Source organism: Nocardia sp. bgisy134 (assembly GCF_057708325.1).
Map to the genome: position 1 here is coordinate 258,222 of NZ_JBYIRW010000010.1, position 19,782 is coordinate 278,003.

Below are 19,782 nucleotides of genomic sequence, written 5' to 3' on the forward strand. Positions count from 1 at the left end.
CCGGTATCGCGCCACCGCGTCGATCACGATGCCGGGTGACGCCACCGACATCCTGTGCTTCGACCGCCATCGGTCGTCGCGGACTTCGGCATCGCACGATTCGCGCGGTGCGATGTCGCGGCCAGTTCAGCCCATGGCGCGGGCGGCGGCACGGGAACGGTGCGCCTTCTGACGGCAAGCCGCCGAGCAGTAGCGACGGGGACGACCGGTCCCGGGTGCGGCCAGTGCCGAGCCGCAGACCGGGCAGCGCGAACCCCCGGCAGTTTCGTTATGAGCCTCTGTTTCGTCACGCGAATCCGGGACAGCGCGGAGTTTCGTTACGCTCGTGCCGCCGGGGGTGGCGCGCAGCGCGTCGAGCAGGATCACCGCGGCGCGCGCGAGTTCACTCCCCGCGGGCCTGTTCCGTTGGATGGCAACGCATCCGGTGAAGACGTCGAGCACGTCGGCCAGCACGATGTCGGCGCGGACCGCGCCCTGCCGCTGCGCCGCGAGCAGCAGCGCCTCGAGCGCGCGGTGGAATCGCAGTCCCGCACCGCGCATCAGCGTGCGCGGCCACCCGTCGTCGGACTGCACCACCTCGCACAGCGCCTGGTTACGCGGCGTGGACAACACCACATCCACGCAGAACTCGAAGAACGCCGCGCCCGGATCCCGCGCACCCACCTGCGCGGCGGCGAGCCGGGCCAGCCGGTCCACCCGCTGCTGCATAACCGCTTCCAGCAGATCGGATTTCGTCGGGAAGTGCCGATAGACCGTGCCCGCGCCGACACCGGCTCGGCGCGCGACCTCGGCGAGGGACACCGCGAGTCCGCGCTCGGCGAAAGCCCGCTGCGCGGCGGCGAGCACGAGCGCGCGATTGCGCTGTGCGTCGGCCCGCGCCGCGAGGGTCGAGGGTGCCACGGGGACCGTCATTTCGTTACGCACCTTCCATATATGGCCTGGCCAACCGGGTGGGGCCACCCGTAACGTCCGAAAACGGGTCGACCGACCCGATTCTATCGAGACGATTCACCAGAAGAAGGCGAACATGTCCTCTCAGCACGACCCGATCCTCGTCACCGGCGGCACCGGAAAGCAGGGCGGCGTGACCGCCCGCAGGCTCCGGGCCGACGGCATCCCGGTGCGCGTCCTGGTGCGCGACCCCGACGCGCCCGCCGCGCGAGCGCTGGCAGCGGCAGGCGCCGAACTGGCGATCGGCGACTTCGACGCGCCCGACACCCTGCTCGCCGCGGCGACCGGAGCCCGCGGCGTATTCGCCGTTCCCCCAGCGACTTACCGCGTCGCGGGCTGGGACGGCGACCTGGAGGCCCGGCGTGGCATCGCGCTGATCGAGGCCGCGCGCACCGCGGGTGTCGACCACGTCGTCTTCACCGGCGTCGGCTCGCTGGGCGACGACATCGCGTGGGGCGCGCACGGCAAACAGCGCATCGAGGAGGCTTTGGTCGCCAGCGGCCTGCGCTACACCGTCCTGCGGCCGGTCCGTTTCATGGAGAACTACCTGCTCCAGGGTTCTCCGGTGGACGGCATCGCGCACGGCGTGCACCGCCATCTGTTCCCCGCCGACCGGCCGCTGCAGATGATCGCGGTCGACGATATCGCGGTCTTCGCCGCGCTGGCCTTCGCAGATCCGGACCGATTCCACGGCCAGATCCTCGAATTGGCAGGCGACGCGGTCACTCCCGTCGCCGCCGCGGCGGCGATCGCTCGCGCCACCGGACATCCGGTGCGGTACGAAGAGGTGAGCGAGGCCGAGGCGGAGGCGATCGGCCCCGAGATCGTCAACGTCTGGCGGGTGACGCGCGAGACCGGCGGTTGGCACGCCGACCTTCCCGCGCTGCGCGAACTCCACCCGGGGCTGTGGACCCTCGACACCTGGCTCGCATCCGGCGGGGCCGACCGGATCGGGGCGCTGCTCGACGCCCAGAAGGCCAGCGCCGCACGCTGATCCGCCGGGCTTCGGCGTCCGGTACGACCGGGATACTCGGACCATCACGCCACACGGGCGAACTCGGCACACGGGCGAACTCGGCACACGGGCGAACTCGGCACACGGGCGAACTCGGCACACGGGCGAACTCGGCACACGGGCGAACTCGGCACACGGGCGAACTCGGCACACGGGCGAACTCGGCGCCGCCTCGCCGATCATCGGCTAGGCGGCGCCACGGGAAAATTCGCACCTTCCCGCCCGCGAAGGCGCAGCACTTCGGCGGTCCGCCCGCGACGATGTGAGAAGCGTTCTCCGACAGTCCTATTCGATGTTCGTTCACCGCGACGCGACGCGGAAACGTCGATAGAGTCACGAGCACCTCCCACACCGACGCCCGTGAAAGCCGAGTCGTGATGACCTTCTCTGTCGCCGAGCGTTTGATCCAACCCGCCTCACTCCGCACCGTGCAGGTCGGCGCTCTACAAGTCACCTACCTACCCGACGGCCTGACCACCATGAACGCGCGAGCCTGGCTGCCCACCGCGCCCGACGGGTTCTGGAGCAGGCACAGCGAATACCTCGACGCCGACTCCTTCGTCGCCGGCGTCGGCGGACTGCTGATCGAATACGGCGAGCGGGCCATGCTGATCGATGCCGGATTCGGCCCGCTGACGTTCCGTACCGGGGTCGGGATCTTGCGCGGCGGCGCGCTGCTCGACAACCTCGCCCGGGTCGGCCGCGAACCAGCGGAGATCGAGACCGTCGCCGTCACCCACCTGCACGCCGACCATTTCGGCTGGCTCTGGCAGGCGGCGCCCGGTGCGCGCCGGACACCGTTCGCGCACGCGCGGGTCCTGATCTCCGAAGTCGAGTGGCATCACCGCGACCTCGCCGCTGCCAACGGCACCACCGCCGAGATGCTCGACGTGTTCGCCCACCAGATCCGCACCGTCGCCGAGGGCGACGAGGTCTTTCCCGGCGTGCGGGTGCTGGCGCTGCCAGGGCACACCACCGGCCACACCGGGTTCGTCATCGGCACGGGCGAGCACCGGCTCGTCGCGTTCGGCGACGCGCTGCACTCGTCGCTGCAGATCGCTTACCCGGAGCTCTCGGCCGTGGCCGACCGCGACCCGGTGCGGTCGGCGGACGTGCGGCACGGTCTCGTCGAGGAACTCGCCGCGCCCGGCACCCTCGGCTACGGCTGCCATTTCGCGGACGTCCAGTTCGGCAGCGCCGTCCCGGCCACCGCCGGGCACATCTGGCAGCCGCACCGATTCGCTGCGGCGGATCGAGCCCGGTGACCATACGCTGGATGCGGTGAATCTCTTCGAGCGGTGGACCGCACGCAAGCGACGGGATCCGGTCGGCGCCGAGATCGACGAGATCTTCGGGCCCTCGCGCAAGCACATCCACGAACGCAAAGAATGGGTAGCGGTCGCCAAGCTCGACGACCGGCAGGCGGGCGACGATCCGCTGGTCGACCTGGAATCCGGGGTGGTCAGGCTGCTCGCGCCCGCACGGGCCCGCTGACGTCCATAGCTTTGTGACATATCTCCCGGAGAAATTGTTCGGCTGTGCGGGCTGTCGTCAACAGGGAAGATTGCTTCGAACCGGAAATATCGCGGCGCCACGATCGCCGCCGGCCCCCCGGAAGGATCACCCGAATTCATGGAGCAGCGGCAACCCACCGCGGAGGTCTTCGAAAACGCCGTGGCGATGGCGGTCCGCGCACCGTCGGTGCACAACACCCAGCCGTGGCGGTGGCGAATATCCGAACGATCCGTCGACCTGTACGCCGACCCGCGCCGTAGGTTGCCGTCGACCGACCCGACCGGCCGCGCGCTGCTGCTCAGCTGTGGCGCCGCGCTGCACCACCTGCGCGTCGCGCTCGCGGTGCACGGCTGGAGCGCAGAGGTCGACTACCTGCCCGATCCGGCCGACCACGATCATCTGGCCCGCATCTCGGTGGACACGGACAGCCCGACCCGCGACGACATCGATCTCGGGGCCGCCATCGCGCACCGTCAATCCGATCGCAGGCACTACTGCGACCGTAGGGTCCCGTACGGCCGCTTGCGCCAGGTCGCGCAGCGCGCAGTGCCGTTCGGCGCGGTGGCGCGGGTGGTCCCGCCGCCGCTGCGCACGCCCCTCGGCCAGGTGACGCGCACGGCGGCCGGTCGGCACGCTCACGATCGCGCCTATCTCGCCGAGCTCGCCGCGTGGAGCGGCAGGCACGGCACCGCGGACGGCGTGCCCGCGGCCAACACCCCGCGACCGCGTCCCGATGACCACATCTCGCAGCGCGCCTTCCTCGAGCCGGAACTCGCCGATACCTCCTTCGAGACCGACGGCTCGGAATGGCTGGTGATCGGCACGGCCGACGACGATCGCCGCACCGAACTGCGGGCGGGTGAGGCCGCCAGCGCCCTGCTGCTCACCGCGACCAGCCTCGGCATGGCCAGCTGCCTGCAGACCGAACCGCTCGGCGTGGCCGAATTGCGCTCCGCCATCCGCGCCGACGTGCTGCACGACTGCGCCCATCCGCAGGCGATGATCCGGCTCGGCTTCATGCCGGCCAGTGTCGCTCCGCTGCCGTCCACCCCACGCCGCCCGGTCCACGAGGTGATCGAGACCGGGGTCCGCGCTTAGGTACACCTGGACCAATGCTGCCGGACGCCGGTCCCTCTTCGAGCCGCGCACGGCCGCAGCGGATGCGGAGGTACGCCTAAGCCGTTGCGGGCGCGAGGTTCTCGCCGCGCAATCGCTGCGAGATGACCTGGGTGATGCCGTCGCCGCGCATGCTCACGCCGTACAGCGCGTCGGCGATCTCCATGGTCGGCTTCTGGTGCGTGATGACGATCAGCTGGCTCTTCTCGCGCAGCTGCTCGAACAGCCCGATCAGCCTGCGCAGGTTGGTGTCGTCCAGCGCGGCCTCCACCTCGTCCATGACGTAGAAGGGCGAGGGGCGGGCGCGGAAGATGGCGACCAGCAGGGCGACCGCGGTCAGCGATTTCTCGCCGCCGGACAGCAGCGACAGGCGCTTGACCTTCTTGCCCGGCGGGCGAGCCTCCACCTCGATACCGGTGGTGAGCATGTCGGACGGATCGGTGAGCAGCAACCTGCCCTCGCCGCCGGGGAACAGCTTGGCGAACACCTCGACGAACTCGCGCTCGACGTCGGCGTATGCCTCGGTGAAGACCTGCAGGATGCGCGCGTCCACCTCGGCGACCACGTCGAGCAGGTCCTTGCGCGCGCTCTTGACGTCCTCGAGCTGCGTGGACAGGAAGTTGTACCGCTCTTCCAGCGCCGCGAACTCCTCCAGCGCCAGCGGGTTCACCTTGCCGAGGGTGGTCAGGTCCTTCTCGGCGCGTTTGGCGCGGCGTTCCTGACCGGCCCGATCGTAGGGCATCGGCTGCGGCGCGCTGACCTGTTCGCCGCGCTCCTTGGCCTGCTCGTACTCCGCCCATTCCAGCGGCGAGGGCGGCAGCGGCACGTCGGGACCGTACTCCGCGATCAGGTCGTTCAGCGCGATGCCGAACTGTTCTCCGATGGTCGCCTCGAGCTGCTCGATCCGCAGTGCGGCCTGCGCCTTGGCCACCTCGTCCCGATGCACCGCGTCGGTGAGCTGGGCCAGCTGGGTGCTCAGCGCGCGCGCCCGCTCCTTGACCTGGTCTACCTGCGCCGCGCATTCGGTGCGGCGGCGCACCAGGTCGTCGCGGCGGGTGCTCGCCTCGGCCACCACCCGCTCCAGCTCGCCCGCCACCCGCGCGCCCGACTCGGCGACGGCGGCGGCGACCGCCGCGGCTTGCCGTCGCGCGGCCTGCGCGCGTTCGGCGCGGGCCCGCGCCTCGCGTTCGGCGCGGGCCGCGCGGCGCAGCGAATCCGCTTTGCCGCGAACCGATTCCGCGCGTTCCTCGGCGGTGCGCACGGCGAGCCTGGCCTCCACCTCCATGGAGCGGGCCTCGGCCAAGGCGGCGGCCGCCTCCTCGCGGTCACGGCCGGCGGTCTCGGTGCCCGCCGCGCCGAGGCCGTCGGCGTCGATCTCGGATTGTTCGAGTTCCGCGTGCCGCAGCCGGTCCTCGAGCTCGGCCAGCGCGGCGAGCGCCTCCTCGCGCCCGGATTCCGCCTCGGTGCGCTGAGCGGCGAGCCGGTCGCTGTCGGCCTGTGCCGCGCGGGCCGCCTGGCCGAGCCTGCCGAGCCGGTCGTAGATGGCCATCAGCGCCTGATCGGATTCGTGCAGCGAGAGCAGCGCGTGGTCCACCGCCTCCTTGCGGTCGGCCTGTTCGGCCAGCGCGCCGGAGAGCGCCGCCTCCAGCTGCTCCGCGCGCCGCTGCGCCGCGACCAGCTGAGATTCGGCCGCGTCGATATCGGCCTGGATCTCCAATTGGCTGGGGGCGCGGTCGGATCCGCCGAGCAGCCAGCCGGTGCCGGTGAGATCGCCGTCGCGGGTGACCACCCGCAGCTCGGGGCGGGCCGCGACGAGTTCGGTCGCGGCCGTGAGGTCGTCGACCACCGCGATACCCGCGGTGAGCGCGCCGATGGCCGCCCGCACCGACTCCGGGCATTCCACCACGTCGGCCAGCCACCGGGCCGAACCCGGCAGCGGATCGCCGGTCGAGCGCGCGGATTCCGCGGCGCCGAAAACGAATGCGGCGCGGCCGCCGTCGGCCGCTTTGAGCGCGCGCACCGCCGCGTGCGCGGCATCCTCGGTGTCGGCGGCCACCGCGTCGGCGAGCGGGCCGAGCGCCGCCGCGACGACGGCCTCGAACCCGGTGTGCACCCGCAGCAGCCCCGACAGCGGGCCGAGCAGTCCGTCCGCGCGGTTCTCCACCAGCCAGGCGGCGCCGTCGCGGCGGGCCAGGCCCATGCCGAGCGCCTCGATACGCGCGGACAGCGAGGCCACCCGCTTGCCCGCGTCGCGATCCTGTTCGCGCAGCTCGGTGACCCGCTGGTCGGCCAGCTCCAGCGCCTGCACGGCGTGCTCGTGCTGGGCGTCGAGCCCTTCCTCCCCCGCGTCGAGTTCGCCGAGTTCGTCCTGCACGCTGTCGAATTCGGCCTGCGCGGCCTCGCCGCGGTGCCTGGCCTCGGCGATCGCCACCGACAGCCGGGCGATCTCCGCGTCCACCGACTGCGCCCTGGTCCGCAGCGTGTCGACCTGGCCGGAGAGCCTGGCCAGACCCTCGCGCCGGTCGGCGATCGCACGGACGGCGGCCAGGTGCGCCTGTTCGGCGGCCTTCGCGGCGTGCTCCCGTTCGGCCAGCTGATCCCTGGCCGCCTCCAAGGTCTCCACCGCGATCTCGACCGCCTCGCGCAGCTCGGCCTCCTCGGCCTCGACGCGATCGGCCTCGGCCTCGAGCTGATCGGGGTCGCGGCCGGTGCCGACCGGCGTCTCGGTGTCGAGATGGCGGGCCCGGTCGCTCGCGATGCGGATGGTCGCGTTCACCCGCTCGGCCAGCGCGGAGAGCTGGAACCAGATCTGGGCCGCGGCCTCCGCGCTCGGAGTGAGCTTGGACAGCTGGAATTCCTGCTGCGCCAGCGCGGCGTTCGCGGCGTCCAGCTCGGTCTGCACGGTGATCTGCTGTTCGCGGGCGTAGGCCTCTTTGCTCTGCTGGCTCTCCAGCTCGCCGCGGCGGGTCACCAGGTCGTCGGCCGCCAGCCGCAGGCGTGCGTCGCGCAGGTCGGCCTGCACGGTCGCCGCGCGCCTGGCCACCTCGGCCTGCCTGCCCAGCGGTTTGAGCTGGCGGCGCAGTTCGGTGGTGAGGTCGGTCAGGCGCGCCAGGTTGGCCTGCATCGCGTCCAGCTTGCGGACCGCCTTCTCCTTGCGCTTGCGGTGTTTCAGCACGCCCGCCGCCTCTTCGACGAAGGCGCGGCGGTCCTCGGGGCGCGATTCCAGGATCGCGGAGAGCTGGCCCTGTCCGACGATGACGTGCATCTCCCGGCCGATGCCGGAGTCGCTGAGCAGTTCCTGCACGTCCATCAGACGGCAGGAACTGCCGTTGATCTCGTATTCGCCCGCGCCGTCACGGAACATGCGCCGGGTGATCGAGACCTCGGCGTAGTCGATGGGCAGCGCGCCGTCGGAGTTGTCGATGGTCAGGGTGACCTCGGCGCGGCCGAGCGGAGCCCGTCCCGTCGTGCCCGCGAAGATGACGTCCTGCATCTTGCCGCCGCGCAGCGCCTTCGCACCTTGCTCGCCCATCACCCAGGTGAGCGCGTCGACGACGTTGGACTTGCCGGAACCGTTCGGGCCGACCACACAGGTGATACCGGGTTCGAAGCGCAGCGTCGTCGCGGACGCGAAGGACTTGAAGCCCTTCAACGTCAAACTCTTCAGGTGCAAATTCGACGACCTTTCCGTGCGCGGTGGTCGGACGCGTCCCCGCGGGGCGACCAGCCATGGTATCCGCCGGTCGCGGCTGGGTTCGTCGGCGGGCGGCGCACCGCGTCGCGGGTGGGCTTCGAGGCGACCGGTGCGATCCAGGTTAACGAGTCGGCAGGCGATGTTTCGCATTTCGATGTGCTCGAGGTTTGCCACAGGCGCGTTCCGGCACCATCGCACCTGGTCGCCTCCGGGCCGGTCGCACCCGGATCGGCCACATCGCGCCGCATCACAAGGGGCGCGAGGCCGCTTGGGCGGATCTGGACCCGAGCCTAGCTGCCGAGAGCTGGTAATCGACCGGCATCCGCCGGGCTAGCGACCGCCTGTCGTCCCTGGCGCTTACGGTCTCCCACCGGAGGGCTCCTGCGCTTACGATCCTGTCTGATTCGGCAGCGGCAAGTCTTGTTCGGGAGCTATCAGCGGATGCGCGCACCTTCGGTCGACACCGGCACGGCTCTCCGGCTTGCCCGGATCGGCGCGCTCGTCGTCGGCTGTCTGCTGTTCCTGCACGCGTGCGAACGCACCAGGCGGGTCATCCCGGCCGACGTCTGGATCGAGCTGGCGATCGCCGCCGCGCTGGGCGTCGCCGCCATGGTCGTGGCCTGGTTCGAGATCGTCCGCGCCGAAGAACTGGAAGACGAAGAGGATCTCGAACCCGCCGCCGACGAGGCCCGCCGGGCGGAGCCGCCGAACGAGTGCCGCATCGAGTCCGACGGGCGCACGGTGCGCGCTCGCATCGCCAAGTCGGGCAACCTCGTGCTGCACGGCCACGACCACGACGGGCGGCACCCCGGCCACGAATGGTCCTGGACCTTCCGGCCCGAAACGTTCTCCGCCATCCGCGCGGCGCTGGGCGGCGACAGCGAGAGCGATCTGATCGAACTCCTCGAAGACGTCGTTCTCGAGGCGGGGCCGGAGATCAGGGACGACCCCGGCGCCTGGCTGCGCGCGCACGGCATCGCCGCCGCCTATCGCGAGAAGGGGGATCACCCGAGCCGCGTCACCACCAAACTGCCGATCTTCCGTGTCGGCATGCGGCGCGTGCCCGAGGCCGACCGTTCCGCGGCGCTCCCCCGCGCCGGAGTTACCCGTGCGACGGACGAGGCGGCGCCGGAGCGGGCACGACCCGCAACGGCCCGCGAGACGGTCGCCCCGCGGGCCGACGGGAGCGCCGTCGCGTCCCGTCGCGCGGCATCGGCCCCCGCCTCCCGACGGTCAGCGCAGGTCACCGAATCTCGGCGGTCCGCCGCGGTCACCGAATCCCGTCAGTCAGCGCAAGTCACCGAATCCCGGCGGTCCGTCCCGGTCACCGAATCTCGGCGGTCCGCCCAGGTCACCGAATCACGGCGGTCCACCCAGGTCACCGAATCACGGCAGTCCGCGAAGGACACTGAATCCCGCCGCGCCACACCGGAAGCCGAACCTGCGGACCACCGCCCCGCGCTGCCCCGGCGCAGCCGCACCACAGACGCTCCGGAGCGGTCGGCAACCCGGCGCACGCGCTCCGCCCACGAACCTCCGCGCCCAGCCGAGGAACCGGCAGCCGAAAGGCGGGCACCCGAACGCGCCGCTCGCCGGTCGCGCCCGCTGGACGCGCCGCCCTCCGTACCCGTCGACCCGATCGCACCGGAACGGAACGGTCGTCCATCCGCCGCGGACCTACCGTCGCGCGATCGCGGCGCGGCGCCGCAGAGCCGTCATACGGCGGCCGCTTCGACCCCGTCCGCCGCACCGCCGAAGCGCATGCCCGCGGCGGCAGTCGCCTACGAGGCGGCCTCCGACCGAAGCGTCCCCCCGCGGCGTAGACCCGCCGCGGCGGCCGCTTACGAGGCGACCTCCGAAGACCGACACACCTCGGAACCACCCGAGCGCAGCTATCCACCGCCGACGTCCGAGCGCCGCGCGCACCGCTACCGGTAAGCAGCGCTTCACCCGGGCAGTTCAGCTCTCTCCGCGCACTTGCCCGCGATCGGTTCGGACGGAAGCCGACTACCCCGCCCGCTTGCCGCCGCGTCCCGATTCCCAGCCGGTGAGCATGCGGAAGGCCAGGACCGCGCCCCACGGGCCGATGACCCAGACCGGCCACGGGTAGGTGAATTCGCCGACGCCGATCGAGATGGCGGCCCAGATGACGAGCACCAGGATGCTGACGCCGAGCCAGCTGCTGCCCTCGATGCGCTGCCACATGGGGATGCGCGGGCGTGGCTTCGGTTGCGCGGCGGCCTCTTTCGACAGCTTCGGCAGGTCGGAGAGCACCAATTGCAGGTCGTCGCGGGTGGCGGTGCCGTAGACGCGCGCGACCCGCTGGTCGTATTCGGCCAAGTCGATGCGGCCGTCGGCCATGTGCCTGCCGAGCAGCCGCACGATCTGGTCGCGTTCGGCGTCGGAGGCGCGGGTACCGGTCGAGATGTCCATGCCAGTTCCTATCGACGATTCCACCCTCCACAGTGGAATATTCGCTAATCGTGCACCCTCCAATGTGGAATGTCAACCCCGCACGGCGCGTCGCCTACCTGTTGGGTACGCGCGGGCTCCGGCCCGACTTCGCCCGACAGCGCCCCCGCGCGCCGCGCGGCACGGCAAGATGGTTCGGGTGCCGACGGCGGCATGCGAGCTTCGAGGAGGATTTCGTGTCCGAAACCGTGCGCGGCGTCATCGCCCGAGCCATCGGCGCTCCGGTCGAACTGGTCGACATCGTCATCCCCGATCCCGGTCCGCACGATGTCGTCGTGCGGGTGCAGGCCTGCGGCGTCTGCCACACCGATCTGCACTATCGCGAGGGCGGCATCAACGACGAGTTCCCGTTCCTGCTCGGCCACGAGGCCGCGGGCGTGGTGGAGACGGTCGGCGCCGCGGTCACGCACGTGGCTCCGGGCGATTTCGTGGTGCTGAACTGGCGCGCCATCTGCGGCGAATGCCGCGCCTGCAAGCGCGGGCGCCCCTGGTACTGCTTCGCGAGCGACAACGCGAGCAAGAAGATGACCCTCACCGACGGCACCGAGCTCAGCCCGGCGCTCGGCATCGGCGCCTTCGCCGACAAAACGCTGGTGCACGAAAGACAGTGCACCAAGGTCGATCCCGAGGCGGATCCGGCCGTCGCGGGCCTGCTCGGCTGCGGCGTGATGGCGGGCATCGGCGCCGCGTTGAACACCGGCAACGTCTCACGCGGCGACACCGTCGCGGTGATCGGCTGCGGCGGGGTCGGCGACGCCGCCATCGCAGGCGCCCGGCTGGCCGGGGCTCGCACCATCATCGCGATCGATCGCGACCCACGGAAACTGGCCTGGGCCACCGAGTTCGGGGCCACTCACACCGTCGACGCGAGCGCGGAGGACGTGGTCGCTCGCATCCAGGAGCTCACCGACGGCTTCGGCGCCGACGTGGTGATCGACGCGGTCGGCCGTCCGGAGACCTGGAAGCAGGCCTTCTACGGCCGCGATCTGGCGGGCACCGTGGTGCTGGTCGGCGTCCCCACGCCCGACATGACGATCGAGATGCCGCTGATCGACCTGTTCTCCCGCGGCGGCGCGCTGAAATCCTCCTGGTACGGCGACTGCCTGCCGGAGCGCGACTTCCCGATGCTCGTCGACCTGCACCGGCAGGGCAGGCTGCCGCTGGACCGCTTCGTCACCGAGCGGATCGCGCTCGACGAGGTGGAGCGGGCCTTCACCGCCATGCACGCGGGCGAGGTGCTGCGCTCGGTGGTGGTCTGGTGAGCGCGCGCATCGACCGGGTGGTCACCTCGGGGACCTTCTCCCTCGACGGCGGGACATGGGCGGTCGACAACAACGTCTGGCTCGTCGGCGACGACCGCGAGGTGCTGGTGGTGGACGCGGCGCACGACGCCGACGCCATCGCGGACGCGGTCGGCGGGCGGCACGTCGTCGCGGTGCTGTGCACGCACGGCCACAACGACCACGTCACCGTCGCGCCGGAACTCGGCGATCGATTCGACGCGCCCGTCCTGCTGCATCCCGCGGACGATCCGCTGTGGCGGATGACCCATCCGGACGCGGGCTATCGCTCGCTCGCCGACACCACCCGTATCTCGGTGGCGGGCACCGAGATCGAGATCCTGCACACGCCGGGACACTCGCCCGGCTCGGTCTGCCTGTACCTGCCGGACCTGCACGCGCTGTGCACCGGCGACACGCTCTTCGCAGGCGGCCCCGGCGCGACCGGCCGCTCCTATTCCGACTTCGACACCATCATCGATTCCATTCGGGACCGGCTGCTCACGCTGCCCGAGGAGACGACGGTGCACACCGGGCACGGCGAGGGCACCACCATCGGCGCCGAGAAGCCCGCGCTGGCGGACTGGATCGCCCGCGGCCACTGAGCGCGGCGCGGGCTCCGGGAACGAACCGCGCCGCCCGCCGGTCAGAGAATGGCGACGGCCACGACCAGGCCGAGCGCGAAGTGGGCGGCCGCGACCACGAGCACCTCGGTGGTGAAGGTCTCCGAGTGCAGCGCGGCGCCGATATCGATGCCGAGGACGCGTTCGACCACCCGCACCGAAACGACCTGGGCGACAATGCCGACCAGACCGAACACCAGCGAGGCGATCAGCCCTTCGGCCAGCTTGCCGCCGGACGAGTAGATGGCGAGCACGACGATGAACGCCATGCTGAGCATGCCCGCCGCCGTGACGATGATCGCGTTGGGCTTGCCCTCGGCCACCAGCCCGCGCAGGGCGCCCGGTGTGGTCAGGTCGATGGCGTAGAAGCCGACGAGCATGAGCACGAGGCCGACCAGGGCGTAGAGGACGATCGCCCCTACGCCTTCGCCGAGCGCGCTCCAGTACCCCGATTCGAGGGCGACTGCGGTCATCGTGGTCCTTCCGGAAAGGTTCGGTGCTGGTGTGGTGGTCGGTGGTGCTCGCGCACCGGTCTATTCGGTGGGTATGCGGTGCGGAACGAACGCCGCGCCGTCGTCGGTGATCAGTCCCGCGGTCTCCCTGATGCCGAGTCCCGCGGCGGTGTCGCCGACGATCCAGGCGCCGAGCACGGGCCGCATCTCGTCGAATTCCGGGAGCGGGTCGAGCAATTGGTACACGAAACCCTCTGCGCCGTAGACGCCGCCGGTGGCGGTCTCCAAGCCCGCGCCCACGATGGTCATGTTGGCGCCCTCGCGGCCGAGCTTGGGTTTGCGGATGTACTCGGTGAGCTCGTTGGGCTGATCGAGATAAGCGGGCAGCAGGTTCGGGTGCCCGGGATACATCTCCCACAGAATCGCGAGGATCGCCTTGTTGCTGAGCAGCGTCTTCCACAGCGGCTCGATCCACATGGTCTGCGGCAGGCTCTGCACCACGCGCTTGCCGAAATCGTCGTCGAGCACCCACTCCCACGGGTAGAGCTTGAAGATCGACTCGATCGGCGCCTCGGCCAGATCGACGAAACGCTCCAGCTCCGTGTCGAATCCGATTTCCTCGATGGGCAGCGCGATGGTGTCGAAGCCCGCCTCCGCGGCGGTCTCCTGCATGTAGGCCGTCGTGACGTTGTCCTCGCCGGTGGCGTCGGCCGAGGACCAGGTGAAATGCAGCTGCGGCGAGGGCAACGTGTCGCGCAGCACGCCCCAGCGCTCGACCAGCTTCTCGTGCAAGGAGTTCCACTGGTCGTCGTCGGGGTACAGCGCTGTCAGCCAGTGCCACTGCACGATCGCCGCCTCCAGCAGCGAGGTCGGCGTATCGGCGTTGTACTCCAGCAGTTTCGCCGGGCGGCGCGCGTCGTAGCGCAGGTCGAAGCGGCCGTACACGTGCGGGTCGCCGCGCCGCCAGGATTCGGCGATCGGCGCCCAACTCCATTCCGGCAGACCGAAATCCCGGAACCGCTCGGTGAGCACGACGTGTTCGACGGCGTTCAGGCACATCGAGTGCAGCAGTTCGACATCGGCCTCGAGCGCGAGGATCTCCGGCATGTCGAACTCGTAGTGCACCGACTCGTCCCAGTACGGGCGCGGCAGACCGCTCGCGTCACGGCCCGGTGCGCCGTAGACCAGGCCCTGCCCCTCGATGATTCGCTGCCAATCCTGGCGCGGTGTGCCGCGGACGCGACGCATCAGGAACCACCGCCGCCGGTGCTCTTGCTACCGAGCCCGCCGCGCTGGATGGTGGTGCCGGACTTGGTGGTGATCTGGGCGCCCTTGGGTTTCAGGGTGGAGCCGCCGACGGGCGGCTTGCCGACGGTGTTGCTGCCGCCGTAGTAGTAGCGGTACTGCGGACCGCCGCCGTAGATGATGATCGGGCCCGCGTGGCTGTGCGAGCCGCCGCTGTCGTCGACGAAACCCGCCTGGCCCGGCCCGCAGTACTTGTCCTCGACGACGAGCTCCTGGCCGTTCTCGGTCTGCACGCAGTAGGCGGTGACCTCGTCCGGCGCGGTGAGCGCCCGGTACGCCAGATATCCGCCGCCGACGAGTCCCGCGACGCCCACGATGGCGATGCCGCCGATCAGCACCCGGTTGCGGGTGCGTTTCTTGGCGTCGGCCGCCGCCTGCGCCGCGCGCTGCGCGTCGGCGGCGCGCTTGCGAGCCTTGTCCCTGGCTCGCGCCTCGGCCACGGTCGGCGGGCGCGGCTGGGTGACGCCAGGCTCCTGTCGCTGGATGCTGCCCGGCCGCGGACCGAGGGGCGGCGGTGGTTCCTGCGGGCTCGGTAGGTCCGGCGGCTCGGGCACGTTCAGCTGGGGGGTGGTCCACTCCGGTTCCTTGGCGGGCTCGTCGGGACGCTGTTGGTCCCCGTCGCCCGAATTCCGCGTGCTCACCGATCCCTCCCCATGCCCTTCGGACCCACCACTAGCGCTCCTCGAATCCGGTCGAATCTCCCCGCGGGGGCTCCCAGCTTTCCACAACCAAGGTCACCCGACCAGGAGTATCGCCCGATCGCAGCAGTTCCAGCAACCGCTCGCACGCCGCGCGGCTGCCCTCCGCGATCACGTGCACTCGGCCGTCGCTGGTGTTGCGCGCGGATCCGACCAGACCGAGCTCCAGCGCCCGCGCCCGCGTCCACCAGCGGAAACCGACGCCCTGCACCGTGCCGTGCACCCAGGCGCCGAGCCGGACCCGGTCGGTGGATGCGGCCGCGCCGTGCGGAGTTTCAGTCATCCGATCAGAATGCCGTACCCGCCGCCGCGCGCGGCGCAGGGGGCAGGACGTGGCGAACGCCCGGCGGCGCATCATCGCGGCCGGGCGTCCGGGATGTCGTCAGAGCTTGTCCGCGCTGCCACCACAGCGAGCGGACTTCGTCCTCAGGAGTCGACGTCGAAGGAGAGGGTGACCTTGCTGCCCGCCTTCAGCGTGCGGCCGACGGTGCACACCTTGTCGATGGCGCGCTGCACGGTGACCAGCAGCCGCTCGCGCGCCTGCTCGTCCAGTTCGCTCAGGTCGAGCTCGAACACCTCGTCGAGCTGCGGGTAGACCTCGTTCTCCCGGTCGGCGTCGCCGGAGACGCGGATGGTCGCGTCGAAGTTGTCGCCCAGTTTGCGCGAGAGCGGGAAGTCCGCGCTCAGCCCGGAGCAGGCGGCCAGCGCGATCTTCAGCAGCTCGCCGGGGGTGAACACACCGGGCACGCCCTGCGATCCGATCAGCACCTCGGCGCCGCGGGAGCTGCGGCCGGTGTAGGCACGGGTGCCGGTGCGCTCGACCCAGAGGGTGGTCGGCTCCGCGGTGGTCGATGCCGTAGTGGCGGTCGCAGGGGCAACGGTTGGTTCAGCCATGGGTTCGATCCTGCCATCTTCGTCGGGAACGGCTCACGCCTGCCAACATCGCTCGGGCGGACACCATTCCTGGCTGCGACCCCGGCCACACTCCCGGCCGTCGCTGCCGGACGCGGTCAGACCTGGAAGCGGTACCCCATGCCCGCCTCGGTCAGCAGGTGCCGCGGACGTGCGGGATCGTCCTCCAGCTTGCGCCGCAATTGCGCGAGATAGACCCGCAGATAATGGGTTTCGGTCGCGTAGGACGGACCCCAGACCTCGCGCAGCAATTCCTTGCGGCCGACGAGCTTGCCCTTGTTGCGGACCAGCATCTCGAGCATCCCCCACTCGGTCGGGGTGAGATGGACGGGCTCGCCGTTCTTGGTGACCTTCTTGGCGGTCAGGTCGACGGTGAACGAATCGGTCACCACCACCGGATCGGACGTCTCGCCGTCGGTCGCCCCGCGGCGCACGGCCGCGCGCAGCCGGGCCAGCAGCTCGTCCATGCCGAACGGCTTGGTCACGTAGTCGTCGGCGCCCGCGTCGAGCGCCTCCACCTTGTCGGTGGAGTCGGTGCGCGCCGAGAGCACGATCACCGGCGCGCTGGTCCAGCCGCGCAGTCCGCCCAGCACCTCGATGCCGTCCATATCCGGCAGGCCGAGATCGAGGATCACCACGTCGGGATGTTTGTCCGCGGCCGCGCGCAGCGCCGCCGCTCCGGTTCCCGCGGTGATCACCTCGTATCCGCGCACCGACAGGTTGATCCGCAGCGCGCGCACGATCTGCGGTTCGTCGTCGACCACGAGCACCCTGATCGACGGAGCCTGCGCGGCTCCGGCTTCCGGCCTGTCCTCGTTCACCACGAATTCCCTTGCAGCCCCGTCGGATTCGACACCTTCCACCACCCTCGTCATCCGTGCGCGCCCCCGGTCCGCGCCGCGTCCTCGCCGTCCCTGCTATTTCTGCCATCGTCCCCCGCACCGACGCGCTCCCCCGAAGCCGCGCCGGACGACACACGCCCGATCCCGGCGTCGGAGGCGCGCCGCGCGCTCGCCCCGGTCCCTCCGCTCGTCGCAGGCACGACGCCCGAGCCCGCCTCGGGCGCGATGCCCCCGTCCACCGCGGGCGTAGTGTCGCGGCCCGCCGACGCCCGGTCGCGACTCTGCTCCGACGCTTCGCCGGACCCGTCCCCGTCGCCCGCCGCACCGCCCTGGTCGCCGACGTCCGACGCTTCGAGAGCTGCACTCCCCACGGCGACGGCCGACTCCGCGGCGGGCAGGTCGACCAGCATCGTCAGTCCGCCGCCCGGTGTGGGTTCGGCGTGCACGACGCCGCCCATCGCCTCGACGAAGCCGCGCACCACCGAGAGACCGAGCCCGACGCCGGTGGTGTTGTCCCGGTCGCCCAGCCGCTGGAACGGCTCGAAGAGCTGTTCCTCCGCGCCGGGCGGCACGCCGGGTCCGCGGTCGACCACCGCGATCGCGACGTGGTCGCCATCGTGTTCGGCGGTGACCCGGACGTGGGTGTCGGGCGGTGAGTGGCGAATCGCGTTGTCGATCAAATTGGCCAGCACGCGCTCCAGCAGCCCCGCGTCGGCCAGCACCGACACCTCGTCGACGGATACCTCCACCCGATTCAACGCTGCGCGGCGCAGGCCGCGCGCGCCCATCCCGACGCTCACCAAGGCGCGGTGCGCCACCTCGTCCATGTACACCTGTCGCAGCTGCGGGCTCACCACGCCGACGGCCAGTCGCGAGGAATCGAGGAGGTTGCCCACCAGCGCGGTCAGCTGGTCCACCGATTCCTCGATGGTCTCCAGCAATTCGGTGGTGTCCTCCGGCGAGAACTCGATGTCGTCGCTGCGCAGGCTGGACACCGCGGCCTTGGCGCCCGCCAGCGGCGTCCGCAGATCGTGGCTCACCGCCGAGAGCAGCGCGCGGCGCAAGCGGTCGGCCTCGAGCAGCGCCGCCGCGGCGCTCGCCTCCTCGGCCAGCCTGGCCTGGCGCACCAGACCCGCCGCCTGGTTGGCCACCGCGGTGAGCACCGGCAGGTCGGCGGCGTCGAGCGGGTGCCCGGCCAGCAACAGCAGGCTGGTGCCGTCCCCCGCCTCGATGACGGTGTCGGCGGCGCCCGGCCGCTCCGGCGGCTCCATACCGACCCGCGCGACGACGGTTCCCGCGCACACCATGCTCACCGCCCGCAGCCCGAACGTCTCACGCACCTGCTCGAGCAGATTCGGCAGATCGGCCCCGTGCAATACCGCACCGGCGAACATGGTCAACAGCTCGGCCTCCCGAGACGCCTTGCGCGACTGTCGCGTTCGCTTGGCGGCGACGTCCACCAACGCGGCCACCGCGAGCGCGACGAACAGCATCACCACCACGGTGACGAAGTTGTCCGGTTCGGCGATGGTCAGGCTGTAGCGCGGATCGGTGAAGAACCAGTTCAGCAGCAATCCCGACAGCAGCGCCGAGAACGCGGCGGGCAGCACGCCGCCGAGCAGCGCGACCGCGACGACCCCGATGAAGAACACGGCGCTCAGCCCGCCCAACTGGAGGTAGCCGTCCAGCGCCACGGCGCTGAGCACGCACACGAGAATCGGGACCAGGATCGCGGCGGGCCAGGCGAGCGCCGGTTGGCGCGGCACCAGAGCACGCCAGCGCAGACCGCGGTGGGCCTCCTCGTGGGTGACCATGTGCACGTCGATCTTCCCCGAGCGCTGCACGACGGCCGAGCCGATGCCCTCGTCGAAGATGCGCGCCCACCGGGAACGGCGTGAGGTGCCGAGCACCAGCTGGGTCGCATTCACCTCGCGGGCGAATTCCAGCAGCGTGCCAGGCACGTCGTCACCGGTGACGGTGTGCAGCGAGGCGTCCAGGCTGCCTGCGAGTTCGCGCAGCCGAGCCAGCCGCTCGGTCGACACGCCCGCCAGCCCATCCCCGCGCACCACGTGCACGACGACGAGATCGGCGCTGGACTTCGTCGCGATCCGGCTCGCCCGGCGCACGATCGTCTCCGACTCCGGGCCGCCGGTCACCGCGACCACCACGCGCTCGCGCGCCTCCCACAGCTCGGTGATGTGGTGGTCGGCGCGGTATTTCGCCAGTGCGGCGTCGACCTGGTCGGCCAGCCACAGCAGCGCGAGTTCGCGCAGCGCGGTCAGATTGCCCGGACGGAAGTAGTTGCGCAGCGCGGCGTCCACCTTGTCGGCCGCGTAGACGTTGCCGTGGGAAAGCCTGCGCCGCAATGCCTCCGGTGTGATGTCCACCAGTTCGACCTGTTCGGCGTCGCGGACCACGGCGTCCGGCACCGTCTCGCGCTGCGTGATCCCGGTGATCCGCTCGACGACGTCGTTGAGGCTCTCGAGATGCTGGACGTTGACCGTCGAGATGACGTCGATGCCCGCGTCGAGCAACTCCTCGACGTCCTGCCATCGCTTCTGATTGGCGCTGCCCGGCGTGTTGGTGTGCGCGAGTTCGTCCACCAGCACGACCGCGGGCGCGCGCCGCAGCACCGCGTCCACATCCAGTTCCGGGAACCGCGCGCCGCGGTACTCGATGATCTTCGGCGGAATCCGCTCGATACCCGCCAGCAACTTCTCGGTCTTGGCCCGGCCGTACGTCTCCACCACCGCCGCCACCACGTCGCGACCACGCTCCAGCCGCCGGTGGGCCTCGCCCAACATGGCGTAGGTCTTGCCGACACCGGGCGCCGCACCGAGGTAGATCCGTAGTTGACCGCGCTTCACACGTCCATCATCGCGCTTTCCAGCATCCACGCCGCGAATC

Annotated in this window: 17 protein-coding genes; 7 read left to right on the forward strand and 10 right to left on the reverse strand. The window is 71.0% G+C overall.

The window, feature by feature from the left end; genetic code table 11:
- Positions 1 to 126: 126 nt before the first annotated feature.
- Positions 127 to 912, reverse strand: coding sequence for a TetR/AcrR family transcriptional regulator (locus AC3ERS_RS19765; protein WP_431969496.1), 786 nt, complete (start codon positions 910 to 912; stop codon positions 127 to 129).
- 115 nt (positions 913 to 1,027) lie between these two features.
- Here AC3ERS_RS19765 and AC3ERS_RS19770 point away from each other — a divergent pair, with 115 nt between their 5' ends.
- The 4 genes from AC3ERS_RS19770 (at position 1,028) to AC3ERS_RS19785 (ending at position 4,579) form a co-directional block, all read left to right on the forward strand.
- The gene (locus AC3ERS_RS19770) at positions 1,028 to 1,945 is read left to right on the forward strand and encodes an NmrA family NAD(P)-binding protein (RefSeq protein ID WP_431969497.1); all 918 of its coding nucleotides are present in this window, start codon (positions 1,028 to 1,030) and stop codon (positions 1,943 to 1,945) included.
- A gap of 398 nt (positions 1,946 to 2,343) precedes the next feature.
- The gene (locus AC3ERS_RS19775; protein ID WP_431969498.1) at positions 2,344 to 3,231 is read left to right on the forward strand and encodes an MBL fold metallo-hydrolase; all 888 of its coding nucleotides are present in this window, start codon (positions 2,344 to 2,346) and stop codon (positions 3,229 to 3,231) included.
- 16 nt (positions 3,232 to 3,247) lie between these two features.
- A complete protein-coding gene (locus AC3ERS_RS19780; protein WP_431969499.1) occupies positions 3,248 to 3,460 on the forward strand; it encodes a hypothetical protein in 213 nt (70 codons plus the stop codon).
- A 138-nt stretch (positions 3,461 to 3,598) separates the two neighbouring features.
- Positions 3,599 to 4,579 carry an Acg family FMN-binding oxidoreductase gene (locus AC3ERS_RS19785; RefSeq protein WP_431969500.1) on the forward strand — a complete coding sequence of 327 codons (981 nt, stop codon included), beginning with the start codon at positions 3,599 to 3,601 and terminating at the stop codon, positions 4,577 to 4,579.
- Positions 4,580 to 4,655: 76 nt separating this feature from the next.
- On the opposite strand, the gene smc is transcribed toward AC3ERS_RS19785, so the two are convergent.
- Positions 4,656 to 8,270, reverse strand: coding sequence for a chromosome segregation protein SMC (gene smc, locus AC3ERS_RS19790; protein ID WP_431969501.1), 3,615 nt, complete (start codon positions 8,268 to 8,270; stop codon positions 4,656 to 4,658).
- Between the two features lie 462 nt (positions 8,271 to 8,732).
- Here smc and AC3ERS_RS19795 point away from each other — a divergent pair, with 462 nt between their 5' ends.
- Complete coding sequence (locus tag AC3ERS_RS19795; RefSeq protein WP_431969502.1) at positions 8,733 to 10,229, forward strand: hypothetical protein; 1,497 nt, start codon at positions 8,733 to 8,735, stop codon at positions 10,227 to 10,229.
- Positions 10,230 to 10,298: 69 nt separating this feature from the next.
- Here the strand turns inward: AC3ERS_RS19795 and AC3ERS_RS19800 are convergent, their stop codons facing one another.
- Positions 10,299 to 10,724: a DUF1707 SHOCT-like domain-containing protein gene (locus tag AC3ERS_RS19800; protein WP_431969503.1), complete on the reverse strand. Its 426-nt coding sequence runs from the start codon at positions 10,722 to 10,724 to the stop codon at positions 10,299 to 10,301.
- Between the two features lie 215 nt (positions 10,725 to 10,939).
- Between AC3ERS_RS19800 and AC3ERS_RS19805 the strand changes: the two genes are divergently transcribed.
- Both AC3ERS_RS19805 and AC3ERS_RS19810 read left to right on the forward strand, forming a co-directional pair.
- Positions 10,940 to 12,025: an S-(hydroxymethyl)mycothiol dehydrogenase gene (locus AC3ERS_RS19805; protein ID WP_431969504.1), complete on the forward strand. Its 1,086-nt coding sequence runs from the start codon at positions 10,940 to 10,942 to the stop codon at positions 12,023 to 12,025.
- Positions 12,022 to 12,648 (forward strand): MBL fold metallo-hydrolase, encoded by a 627-nt coding sequence (locus tag AC3ERS_RS19810; protein WP_431969505.1) that lies wholly within the window; start codon positions 12,022 to 12,024, stop codon positions 12,646 to 12,648. Before AC3ERS_RS19805 ends, AC3ERS_RS19810 begins: the two co-directional genes overlap by 4 nt.
- A 41-nt stretch (positions 12,649 to 12,689) precedes the next feature.
- On the opposite strand, the gene AC3ERS_RS19815 is transcribed toward AC3ERS_RS19810, so the two are convergent.
- From AC3ERS_RS19815 to AC3ERS_RS19845, 7 genes are all read right to left on the reverse strand, one after another.
- Complete coding sequence (locus tag AC3ERS_RS19815) at positions 12,690 to 13,139, reverse strand: DUF350 domain-containing protein (RefSeq protein ID WP_431969506.1); 450 nt, start codon at positions 13,137 to 13,139, stop codon at positions 12,690 to 12,692.
- A 60-nt stretch (positions 13,140 to 13,199) separates the two neighbouring features.
- Positions 13,200 to 14,366: a glutathionylspermidine synthase family protein gene (locus AC3ERS_RS19820; protein WP_431969507.1), complete on the reverse strand. Its 1,167-nt coding sequence runs from the start codon at positions 14,364 to 14,366 to the stop codon at positions 13,200 to 13,202.
- Positions 14,366 to 15,064 (reverse strand): hypothetical protein, encoded by a 699-nt coding sequence (locus AC3ERS_RS19825; RefSeq protein ID WP_431969508.1) that lies wholly within the window; start codon positions 15,062 to 15,064, stop codon positions 14,366 to 14,368. Before AC3ERS_RS19825 ends, AC3ERS_RS19820 begins: the two co-directional genes overlap by 1 nt.
- A 31-nt stretch (positions 15,065 to 15,095) precedes the next feature.
- Complete coding sequence (locus AC3ERS_RS19830; protein ID WP_431969509.1) at positions 15,096 to 15,404, reverse strand: acylphosphatase; 309 nt, start codon at positions 15,402 to 15,404, stop codon at positions 15,096 to 15,098.
- A 143-nt stretch (positions 15,405 to 15,547) separates the two neighbouring features.
- Positions 15,548 to 16,015, reverse strand: coding sequence for an OsmC family protein (locus tag AC3ERS_RS19835; RefSeq protein WP_431969510.1), 468 nt, complete (start codon positions 16,013 to 16,015; stop codon positions 15,548 to 15,550).
- A gap of 116 nt (positions 16,016 to 16,131) precedes the next feature.
- Entirely contained in the window at positions 16,132 to 16,803 is a 672-nt protein-coding gene (locus AC3ERS_RS19840) for a response regulator (RefSeq protein WP_431969547.1), read from the reverse strand.
- 101 nt (positions 16,804 to 16,904) lie between these two features.
- Positions 16,905 to 19,742, reverse strand: a complete 2,838-nt coding sequence (locus AC3ERS_RS19845) for an ATP-binding protein (RefSeq protein WP_431969511.1) — start codon at positions 19,740 to 19,742, stop codon at positions 16,905 to 16,907.
- Between the last annotated feature and the right edge of the window lie 40 nt (positions 19,743 to 19,782).